This is a genomic window from Psychrobacter halotolerans (assembly GCF_039680845.1).
Taxonomy (GTDB): domain Bacteria; phylum Pseudomonadota; class Gammaproteobacteria; order Pseudomonadales; family Moraxellaceae; genus Psychrobacter.
Genome location: NZ_JBDKWD010000001.1, coordinates 663,832 through 674,853 on the forward strand (window position 1 = coordinate 663,832; position 11,022 = coordinate 674,853).

Genomic DNA, 11,022 nt, shown 5'->3' on the forward strand with positions numbered 1-11,022 from the left:
AAACGGTAAAATGTAAAAAATCAAACAACGCGCTTACGCTTGGTGGCGCAAGATATCACGGTAACCTATTTGCCAATCAGGATAATCTAACCAAGCTAATGGAATGTTGCTGTGTAGGCGTTTTCCTGTGACGGCGGTCTTTTCATGATCTAGATCAGGAGGCGTTTCATCAAGTTGTTTACTAAGCCATGTGGTCAGCTCGAACGTCGTGACGGGTCTATAGTCAGTCGCTAAATAAACAGACTTTGGGGTATCGCAGGTCAAGACATTGGCGATGATATTGACCAAGTCACGATCCATAATACGATTGCTCCAATGCGCGGCGGCGATTGGCTCTTTTTGTGGTTCTTTGGCTTTCTTCACACGCATCAGGCGGTCGCGTCCATAGATACCGCTAGGACGAATCACAATCGCTTTGTCTCCAAAACCTTGTTGCAGCGCTTGTTCGGCTTGTAGAATAACTTTTGACGCTTCACGCTCAGGCGTCAATGGCACAGTGGTTTCATCAATCCATTCGCCACTGTCTTGACCATAAACACCCGTTGATGAAATAAAGACAATACGTTCAAGGTTTATCAACTGATCGGCAAGTTGGGCAAAATGCTGATTAATCGCCAAATAGCTATTTTGGTAGCCACTGGCCGAATACTCATCAGGCGTTACGATAATCGCAATATGGGTAAAGTCTTGCATCTGTTCGGCATTGAGCGTCAACGCGTCAGCTTGCATAAACGCCGCTTTATCATCCAATACATAATCCTGACGATCACCACGGGCCAACCCAGTGACGGTTGAGTGATCTTGTGCAAGCTTATTGGTTACTGGTAAACCAATATCACCTTGACCGACAATCAGGAACTTTTGAGTGCTCATACTGCCTCCTTACCTTTACCAAACGTCTATAGTCAAATCAACCTAGACAAGAATCAACGAGACTGGGATAAACTTTTCTTGCATGCTGTGCCTGCGCAGACAGAGACTGCAAAAAATTTATCCCAGCCTCGCGTTATAGTATTGTGTCTCGACTTTATTTAGTATCAACTATCAAAGCCAAACGTCTAAAAGCTAAATGTTTAAAAGTATCGTCTATACGATAGCTGTACGTCTTCATTGGCATCAACGCGATCTTGCCATTCATAGTTGGCATTAAGGCGCAATGCTTGCTTCTTATCAATATCGTACTGTAAGCCTAACGTCGATATCGGCTGCCAATAATGACCACGGACATCGGGTTCATCGCTGCTGCCATGATACCAATATGGCAGTTGCAATTCAGCCTGCGCGCGTAACTGATTGTTAATCTGATAACGACAGCCTGCGTTCACGCCCGTACCCACACGAAAGCCTTTATTGAGACCGCGACCTGCTTGCGCCGTTCCTGACAAAAAGGTGTAGCATAGCTGCGGCGGCATCTCACCCGTATTTTCTCTAGGCGTGCCAAACGCCCACGACCAGCCTGTCTCATAGCCAAAACTGCCCACCAAGTGATTATCACCCTCTTGCTGTGAGCCATCATTGACGCGCGTCGCCTCTATCGCCGCGCCCCATGTTTTGCCTTTTTTGGCAGAATTAATAGGGTTAAACGAGCGTCCACGTACCAAGGTGACGTTTTGTAAGACCACGCTGTTTGGTTGATTGGCGCTATTATTACTGCCCCTTTTGTCATCCTTATCGTACAGACGTAAGGTCGCAGCTGCGCCTTCTAAATCAAAAAACTGCGCAAAGCCTGAAGGACGATCGAGGGTATCATGATAGCCTGCCCGCAATCCAAGATCGATATAGTTATAATCACCGCGTTGACCAATACCAATCTGACCAAGTTGCAACGGGTGCCTATCTATTGGATTGTTGTCCGACACCGCTATCGCTCGCGGCAATAATGTCTGATCGGCGGCGGAGATACTCGATACAGGATTTAGCTGGGCCGATTTAATTTCCTTGACGGTCTGTTTGGCATTATTATGATAGCCTAATTGTTCACGCTGCTGCTTACTCTCATTAAGCTGCGCTTGACGTAATGTGCTATCCGCAGGTGTGTAGGTAGTGCTTGCCAACAGACTTTCATTATTCAGTAATTGCACGACATCTGATGGAATGACAACATGCGGTAGCTGGCTTAATAAGTGCTGCTGCGGGCGTACCACATCTATCAAACGTAAAATCTCAGAGGCGCAGTTATCGGTGGCAAAATAATAGGGAATCTCTAAATCCTTGGTTTCCCAAACGTGCCGTATGATTTGTTTCACCTCGCTTGGCGCCAGATTTAGCTGATACGTCCACGCATCACGCTCGTCATCTTGTAAATATTTGGCGAATTTTTCTGGATAAGGATCGATTTCAATAATACCGTCATAGCTACCCACGATAGATTTGACGGCATACAAGGCAAAAGGATCTGAAGGGTTACCGTCCACGGTATAATTGAGAGCATGGGCGTATTGAATTTGGCTTGGATCAGCCGCGCTCGCCTTTGAATCGATACGTAATAACGTATGGGCAAAAGCTGAGGTAGGATTGTCCAAGTATTCTTGCGCAAACATAATGGACAGTTGCTCAGGGGGGAGCTTCTGAGTCCATGCATCCAGCTCTGGACAATCGGCTTGCAAGTCTGCCTGATTAATCTGTAACATTTCGCTCAGCCAATGAACACGGGCTGGAAAACGACACATTACCGAATTGCTATCTTGCTTTGACGCCGCGTTACTATTAACCACTGCATCAACCATTGCCAGTTTATCAGCGAGTGCAACCAGCGTCCTATCGAGCTCTGCCCCTGAATCACGCTGTCCGTTTTCACTCAAAAAAAAGTCGGGGTCATCGATGACGCTGGCGTTTTTATTTTTTCCAATGCCCTGCTTTTGGTCATCAAGGAAGTACAATAAGCGCCGCCATGTTGTATGCTGAGCCAGATTCTCTGTTTTTGCCTGCTCGCGCCACTGGGCTAATAACTGATCAGCTGTGCCGCTCTTATTGGTGGGGGCATCATCTTGCACACCACTGTCCAGCGCGGTATTAGCCGTCTCTATAGTCTGCGGTGTAGATGTCAATTCGTCTGTCGTCACGACTGATAGCGGTGTCGGCAACAAAGCCTGCGCTTGTGCTGTGAAGAGCAATCCTGCAAGCGTCAGTGGCAAACGTGTTGGCTGACCAATTTTGGTTAAGGTACAATTTAGCGATAAAGAGCGGGGCTTTATAGACATGGGGGTAATACCTCACACGTTATGGTTCACACGCTGATCGCGCGATTAGGGCGAATCAACAATACTTGCTGAGTCGTCAACTGGCACGTTTGATGTGTTTGAAAGACTGCTTTTACTTAGACCTCTTAGACTGCTTTGACTTAAAACCGTTTTGACTACACTGTCTTTATAATCACTTATAAAAAACGCTTAGATAAACACATTAGCCGTGTATTTGCTACTACACCAATAAAAGAGAATATTATGTCACAAGCTGCACCCATGACTATCAACGATGGTCGATTATCAATGGCTACTTGGCTTACTTCCCCAAACTATAATAAAAGGCCTATAAATATCAGCATTGATACCATTGTCATTCATAATATCAGCTTACCGCCCGATGAGTTTGGTGCGTGTGGCGCTGACGGCGTTCATTATGTTAAAGCCTTGTTTACCAATCAATTGGACTGGAATGCCCACCCGTACTTCCAAACCATTCAAGGCGCTGAAGTGTCGGCCCACTTGTTCATTGAACGTGACGGTAGCGTCACGCAATTTGTCAACTTTGAGGAGCGGGCGTGGCATGCTGGTAGATCAAGCTATCTGGGTCGTCCTGACTGTAATGATTATAGCATTGGTATTGAGCTTGAAGGGTCAGATTTTGTGTCCTTTAGCGCCGAACAATACGAGACACTTGCACAAGTGATTACCACTATATATAAGGCTTATCCTAAAACGCGGCGACATCTGACTGGTCATAGTGATATTGCCCCAAACCGTAAAACCGACCCTGGAGATTATTTTGAATGGCCAAAACTGCGTGAGCTTATTGCCAAAAACTTGAACCAATAACGATTGCTGTTGGTCTCTCGCATTTCCACATCCAATCCATTTATCTCAGAGTTGAAAGTGCTATAATTCATCAGTTTTTCGACACCCGTCAATCAGCACACAACCCTTAGTAAATAAATTAGCAAAATAGGTTCACATGGCAAAAAGTCGGTTATTTCGCTCAACCATGGTTGTCAGTAGTATGACCATGCTGTCTCGTATTTTAGGGTTGGTACGCGATGTCGTATTGTTAGGTGTATTTGGCGCGGGCGGCTTGATGGATGCCTTTTTGGTTGCCTTCAAAATCCCCAATTTTTTACGGCGTCTGTTTGCCGAAGGTGCCTTTAGTCAAGCCTTCGTTCCGGTGCTCTCTGAATACAAAGAAAAGTACAGTCTGCAACAAGTACAAATTTTGGTCAGTCGAACGTCAGGTGCCTTGCTACTGATTTTGTCCATGCTGACGGTGGTGGTCATTCTGATCGCGCCTTGGGTAGTGACCTTGTTTGCGCCAGGCTTTGCCGATCAACCTGATAAATTCGCCATCACCGCTGAATTGCTGCGTTTGACCTTCCCCTACCTGCTATTTATTTCTATGACCGCTTTTGCAAGTGGTATTCTACAAAGCTATGGGCGCTTTGCCGCTCCTGCGTTTGCCCCTGTGCTATTGAATTTATGTATGATCGGTGGTGCGCTGATTTTTGCCCCCATGTTTGATATTCCCATTATGGCGCTTGGCTACGCCGTTGCTATCGCAGGTTTGCTCCAGCTATTGATTCAGTTGCCACAATTATGGCAACAAAAACTGTTGGTTGCCCCAAAAGTTGATTTTCAGCACGAAGGTGTGCGCCGTATTTTAAAGCTTATGCTCCCAGCTATTTTTGGCGTGTCGGTCACTCAGATTAATCTATTATTAAACACGGTATTTGCATCATTAATGATTGGCGGCTCGGTTTCTTGGCTATATGCCGCAGAGCGTATGAGTGAGCTACCATTAGGATTGATTGGGGTGGCGATTGGTACGGTGATCTTGCCAAGCTTATCGAAAAGTGAAGCACAAAAGGACGATGTTAGCTTTAAAAAAACCATCGATTGGGCTGCGCGCTTAATTATCTTGGTGGGTATCCCCGCTTCGGCTGCTCTCTTTATACTGGCAGATGTTCTGATGCAGGCGCTATTTTTGCGCGGTGAGTTCACTTTACGCGATGCACAAATGAGCTCCTTGGCATTGCGTAGTATGTCCGGTGGTATCTTAGGCTTTATGATGATAAAAATCTTTGCGCCCGCTTTTTTTGCACGTCAAGATACCAGAACCCCTGTAAAAATCGGTATTGTCTCAGTTTTTGCCAATATGGTTTTTAGCGTTATTTTTATTGGCATATTCTACTTCTTAGACATGCCATTGCATGGTGGTTTGGCTCTGGCCACCACAGGCGCATCCTTTGTCAACGCAGGCTTGTTATATTACTTTTTGCATAAGCGCGGGATTTACCGCTTTGGCAGCCACTGGAAAAAGCTGTTTACGCAGTTTGCAGTTTCGACGATCGCTATGGTTGCCGTGCTTTATGTTATGTTGCCCTACTTTCCAACCGATGATGCCCAATGGCGACGTATAGCGGCGCTACTTATCATGTGTGCGGTGGGTGCGCTGGTTTATGGTGCGGTATTATTAGCAACTGGCTTCCGTCCGCGCCATCTCAAACATGGCTAAGACAAGTAAATGGGTTAAGTGGTATCAGCGAATAAAGAGAGGCTTACCAAACCAAAACAAGCTTAGTATGAGAATTGACAACTTACGAGGCAAATAATTGTCATAATCAAGCATTCATAAATAACTGACAATTGAGGTTCGAGATGACAACTAAGCCGCTACCCTTATCACGCTTATCCATGCTCTGTGTGACCACTCTTTTGAGTACTGGGCTACTGTTAAGTGGCTGTAGTAATAATGATACTGTAGAAGCAGACAATGTAGGAACAGAGAATACCGATACCGTGAGCACCAGCGATGACGCAGCGGCGACGGGAACGACTGACGACACTACTCAAACCGATGTCATCGAGACTGATAATATGGATAGTGTGGCAGTGACAGATAGCGGTACAGAGCAAGCCACCGCTAATGGTGATGAACCATTGACCGCCACTAGTAAGCAAAAAAGCTTAGTCACCAATCCCACGCAAGCGGGCACACCTGAAGACACGGTTAAGCAAGCACTGGACAGCCTTTATTACGGTGATGTAAAGCAAGCCGCTACTTATTATAAAGTAGATATGGCAAACTTCGAGCAAGAACTTGCCAAGACTCAATCCGCTTTTCAGCAAACCGTCGACGGCGTTACCATCACTGATACCAACTATAATGATGATAAAACCCGTGCGACTATCGTAGGTGAGCTGATGTTAAAAGGACAAAGTGATCCAGCTCCTTTGACTTATGAGCTACAAAAGATAGGCGGTCAATGGAAAATCTTGGGCTAAGTTGTTTTATTATCCCTGTCTGATGTGGCTTTTATTTTACAGCGTAGGGTCTGTTGTCGTTACGTCTGACTCTGGCGTTACCGTTTTGCCCAGCATGACCACATCAGCGATGAAACCTTGCATATCACACACTTTTGGCATATATCCCCACTGCTCAAACCCAAGCTTACGGAACAATCCTAAGCTTGGCTGGTTATGAGCAAAAACAAGTGCAATCACATTGTGGATACCAAGGCTCGGTGCTTGCGTAAGCATCCAGCGAGTCAATAAGCTGCCAAGTCCCTGACCGTGATTTGCTTTGTTTAAATAAATACTAATCTCAGTACTGATATGATATGCCGTCCGCGCGTAAAGATCACTAAAGCTGCCCCATGCGACGATTGGTGATAAGTCTGATGCTGCGGACTGCTCGCTACTTTTTGTGGTTTTTGCGGCCGCTCTGACGATATAAATAGGGCGCGTTGGACTGTTTAGATGCTCCTCAAACCAGTCTTTTCGCTCCTCACATGTGACTTCAGCAAGATTGGCTGTTGCCTGCTTGCCTGCAATAGTCTGGTTATAAATGGCCAAGATTTCGGGTAAATCATGGTGACTGGCACGCTGTACCATAAATTGATCGTTTAACCTATCTATTGATGATTTAGGGCATAAGCTATCGGTGGCAACATCGGACATAAAATCTCCAAAGGCATAGTGGCGTGATTAATAGTGCGCTTAAAATGGCAAGGCAAAGTAAATCCTACTCATCTGCTGAGCAGACTATAGGATGTTAGTACGGTCATTTTACTTTATAATGGCTGATTTTAGACACATCAATGTTTAGTATGGTTGTGTCTTTTTCTTATTTATCATAGCTGAAAATTTATGAACACCTATTTTCTTGAGCAACTGATTGCGTCATCCAGTGTTTTGTCTACCGAGACTGGCGCAACCAAGCTGGCGCCCTGCGTACTTACTATTGGTAACTTCGACGGTGTCCATCTGGGTCATCAAGCCATGTTAACCCAAGTTCGCAAGATTGCAAATGCACAAAATCTTGGCGCGGCAGTCATGATATTTGAACCACAGCCGCGTGAATTTTTTGCCCCAGATACGGCTCCTGCCCGCCTAACCAATCTGGCAGAAAAGCAAGCATTGCTAGCGGAACATGGCGTAGAAACTTTGATCGTCGCCAGTTTTGATGAAGACTTTCGCTCGCTATCTGCTCAAGCGTTTGCCGATATATTGGCCTTGCGCTTAAACGTCAAAGCGCTAGTATTGGGCGATGACTTTCGCTTCGGGCATGACCGCATCGGTGACAGCCAGTTTTTGAGAAACTACGGCTTACAGGTAACCAATTTAGACACAATTACAGATGATAGCGCTAACGCGGTTCGTATTAGCTCGACGCGCATTCGTGACCTATTGCTGGCAGGCGACATAGATGCTGCCAATACGTTGCTCGGACGCGATTATGCCATGACAGGATTGGTCGTTGGTGGTGATAAAATTGGTCGCACCATGAACTTTCCCACCGCCAATATTGATTTGGATCGCTTAAAGCCCGCTCTACATGGTATCTTTGCGGTGGATGTCGTCAGTCTCGATGATAAAGGGAATGTGATTGCCAATGGCTTATCCGCTCATGCTCCTACTGGTAAGGCGGGTGTCGCGGGTCTGCGTGCAGACAGCTTGTTTGGAACTGCCAACATTGGTACCAGACCTTCCGTTGACCAAACAAACAGCTGGCGCTTGGAAGTGCATTTCCCAGAGCTACAAGCAGATTTGTATGGTCTCACGCTCCAAGTACGGTTTTTGCACTATTTGCATGGCGAACGACGCTATGATGGCTTAGAAGCGCTCAAAGCTGGTATTCACCAAGACGTTGCCGACTTACTTGAGTGGCGCTCAAAACAGGACAATGATTAAAACACATTGGATTAATCAATAAAAAACCCACAACCTAAACGGCTTGTGGGTTTTTTAATAGAGCCTTTATAAGCTCTATTTACTTATTAAGCCTCATAATGCGGATGTAAACGCACGTTCAATTCATCGATGGTTTCTACCCATGCCGCATCCTTACTCCATTCTTCTTGTAAGAAAGCACGTTGATTCTCTGTCCAAATAGGAGACTCTGTTAGCTTTTCTTCTTTTGCCATTTGATTCTTTTCAATAAAGCTATTAATGGCTTCATCAGAGCTGTCCAACCCTAGCTGTGCAAATAACTCATTCATACTATATTCAGGTTCACCCAACATACAATTTCTCCTTAAATGGTGCCAGTTTGATTATACTGATTATTTAATGTAACCCATTTATTGTAGCAAGCTTTATCGCAAAAGCTGTTAATCAACGTTAATCTAACGTTATCAATTGTGTTAACGAATGATAAGCGATGACTATTGAAAAGTTTTCTTTATAGACATAAAAAAGCCCTCGCATTTAGGAGGGCTTTTTATTCACAAGCTTTAGCAAGCTAGTGAGTAAGTGACTTACGGTAGTAAGTGTGCAACTGCATCACGCTCTTCGCTAAGCTCTTGCTCAGTGGCAGCCATCTTCTCTTTTGAGAAGTCTGATGACACATCAACGCCGTCTACGATAGACCAGTCGCCATTGCTACAAGTACAAGGGAATGAGTAGATTAAACCCTCTGCAATGCCGTATTCGCCGTTTGAATAAACACCCATCGATACCCAATCGTTTTCGTCAGTACCTAGCGCCCATGTACGCATGTGAGCGATGGCAGCGTTGGCAGCAGAAGCGGCAGAAGAGGCACCGCGTGCTTTAATGATAGCAGCACCGCGTTGTTGTACTTCTGGGATGTAGGTGTTTTCGTACCAATCGCGATCAACCAAATCTAGTGCTGGCTTGCCGTTTACGGTACAAGCTGTCAAATCTGGATACTGAGTTGATGAGTGGTTACCCCAGATGGTCATGTTCTTGATGTCATTGACCGTGCTATCAGTTTTGTCAGCCAACTGAGCCATCGCACGGTTATGATCCAAACGAGTCATTGCTGTGAAGTTACGTGGATCAAGATCTGGTGCATTGCGCTGAGCGATCAAAGCGTTGGTATTGGCAGGGTTACCGACGACCAATACTTTTACGTCGCGGCTTGCCACATCATTCAATGCTTTACCTTGTGCTGAGAAAATCGCAGCGTTGGCTTCTAGCAAGTCTTTACGCTCCATACCTGGACCACGAGGACGCGCGCCGACCAATAAAGCATAGTCGATGTCTTTAAAGGCAACCGTTGCATCATCAGTTTGAACAATACCAGCCAGCAATGGGAACGCACAGTCTTCTAATTCCATAACCACACCCTTTAGGGCGTCAAGAGCTGGTGTGATTTCAAGTAATTGCAAAATAACTGGCTGATCTTTACCTAGCATCTCGCCAGAAGCAATACGAAATAGCATCGCGTAGCTGATATTACCAGCGGCACCAGTGACGGCAACACGTAAAGGCTGTTTCATTGACATGGAATACTCCCTAATTATGATTATATAATTCTCGATTGTCATTTGAGATATCGAGTTGTTTGCTGCATGACAGCAGCCATAAACCGAGAGCTAGTGTAGCACTTCGTTCAGCAAATCGTCTAGATACAATAAACAGCCTACTATGGATTATATTGTTACATTTTATACAACCATGCGCTCAAATTGATTAAATAGTTGAGGTTAAAAACCCAAATAAACCAGCCTAGACCAGTATTTATACGCACTGGGCTTTTTGAGCAATTTTCTAAAAATGTAACAAAGAATGCGAGAGAAACGGGCAGTCAGAAATAAATGTAACGCTAGACTTGAAAAACTACTGACCACCCGAAATGACGAATTTGCTGCCACAACTGTCTATCACATTTTGACAAGTACCAAAACTGCTACCTTCATAGCACACATGAATGTCAGTCAAAGTCAATTGACGGCGACTACCGGTTTGACAGATTAGATCAATACTGCCAGAGGACATACCTTCATTGAGACGAGTCATTTGATTGATAAAACGAGATTTAGAAACCGTATAGCTGTTGCCAGTATTTAATTCAGACGGCAATTTTAGTTCGCCTGCGTAGTTGGTAATCTGACGGAAGTAACTACTGGCACTCAGTGGTCCACAAACACCATAGCGCTGCCACGCTTGGCTACGTACAGTGGTATCTGGCATGACGCGGTTGACCACTTTCAATTGTAGTGGTGTCAAGCGAGGATCACTGCCACGTCCGCAGCGCTCACCATACCCCATATCTAATCCTGATACCGTCAATGAATACCCTTCTAAACATTGGCGCATACGTGCCCGTGTTGGCTGTATGCTGCATAGGGCTGGTGTCATCTCAACCATCAATACGCGCTGTCCTGTTTTTGCAGTACTAGCAGCCTGTGCTGGCATAAGCGCAATGCCCTGTAGCACCACTAATGCACCTATACCCATAATTTTATTAAGGGTTTTTATATATGTCTTATTTATTAGTACCGACTGAGGTCGGTTTGAGCGCTTAATGAGTGAAAGCTTGGTCAATGAACACTTAGTTAGTTTGGTTGAT

General features: G+C 45.3%; 10 protein-coding genes. 4 read left to right on the forward strand and 6 right to left on the reverse strand.

The genetic code is table 11. From position 1 onward, the window contains the following. Positions 1-33: 33 nt before the first annotated feature. Together AAJP47_RS02850 and AAJP47_RS02855 are read right to left on the reverse strand one after the other, a co-directional pair. Complete coding sequence (locus tag AAJP47_RS02850; RefSeq protein ID WP_346716384.1) at positions 34-873, reverse strand: SDR family oxidoreductase; 840 nt, start codon at positions 871-873, stop codon at positions 34-36. A gap of 200 nt (positions 874-1,073) precedes the next feature. Further along, positions 1,074-3,200, reverse strand: coding sequence for an Lnb N-terminal periplasmic domain-containing protein (locus tag AAJP47_RS02855; RefSeq protein WP_346716385.1), 2,127 nt, complete (start codon positions 3,198-3,200; stop codon positions 1,074-1,076). Positions 3,201-3,443: 243 nt separating this feature from the next. On the opposite strand from AAJP47_RS02855, the gene ampD reads away from it, so the two are divergent. The 3 genes from ampD to AAJP47_RS02870 all read left to right on the forward strand — a co-directional run bounded on the left by ampD (position 3,444) and on the right by AAJP47_RS02870 (position 6,491). Then, positions 3,444-4,034 (forward strand): 1,6-anhydro-N-acetylmuramyl-L-alanine amidase AmpD, encoded by a 591-nt coding sequence (gene ampD, locus AAJP47_RS02860; protein WP_346716386.1) that lies wholly within the window; start codon positions 3,444-3,446, stop codon positions 4,032-4,034. Positions 4,035-4,170: 136 nt separating this feature from the next. Further along, the gene (gene murJ / locus AAJP47_RS02865) at positions 4,171-5,721 is read left to right on the forward strand and encodes a murein biosynthesis integral membrane protein MurJ (RefSeq protein WP_346716387.1); all 1,551 of its coding nucleotides are present in this window, start codon (positions 4,171-4,173) and stop codon (positions 5,719-5,721) included. A 143-nt stretch (positions 5,722-5,864) separates the two neighbouring features. Continuing rightward, positions 5,865-6,491, forward strand: a complete 627-nt coding sequence (locus AAJP47_RS02870) for a hypothetical protein (protein WP_346716388.1) — start codon at positions 5,865-5,867, stop codon at positions 6,489-6,491. Positions 6,492-6,527: 36 nt separating this feature from the next. Here the strand turns inward: AAJP47_RS02870 and AAJP47_RS02875 are convergent, their stop codons facing one another. Beyond that, complete coding sequence (locus AAJP47_RS02875) at positions 6,528-7,166, reverse strand: GNAT family N-acetyltransferase (RefSeq protein ID WP_346716389.1); 639 nt, start codon at positions 7,164-7,166, stop codon at positions 6,528-6,530. A gap of 189 nt (positions 7,167-7,355) precedes the next feature. On the opposite strand from AAJP47_RS02875, the gene ribF reads away from it, so the two are divergent. After that, the gene (gene ribF / locus AAJP47_RS02880) at positions 7,356-8,399 is read left to right on the forward strand and encodes a bifunctional riboflavin kinase/FAD synthetase (protein ID WP_346716390.1); all 1,044 of its coding nucleotides are present in this window, start codon (positions 7,356-7,358) and stop codon (positions 8,397-8,399) included. Positions 8,400-8,485: 86 nt separating this feature from the next. On the opposite strand, the gene AAJP47_RS02885 is transcribed toward ribF, so the two are convergent. From AAJP47_RS02885 to AAJP47_RS02895, 3 genes are all read right to left on the reverse strand, one after another. Further along, complete coding sequence (locus AAJP47_RS02885) at positions 8,486-8,731, reverse strand: DUF2789 domain-containing protein (RefSeq protein WP_346716391.1); 246 nt, start codon at positions 8,729-8,731, stop codon at positions 8,486-8,488. A gap of 234 nt (positions 8,732-8,965) precedes the next feature. Beyond that, complete coding sequence (locus tag AAJP47_RS02890) at positions 8,966-9,955, reverse strand: malate dehydrogenase (protein WP_346716392.1); 990 nt, start codon at positions 9,953-9,955, stop codon at positions 8,966-8,968. Positions 9,956-10,289: 334 nt separating this feature from the next. Continuing rightward, positions 10,290-10,910 carry a T2 family ribonuclease gene (locus AAJP47_RS02895; protein WP_346716393.1) on the reverse strand — a complete coding sequence of 207 codons (621 nt, stop codon included), beginning with the start codon at positions 10,908-10,910 and terminating at the stop codon, positions 10,290-10,292. Between the last annotated feature and the right edge of the window lie 112 nt (positions 10,911-11,022).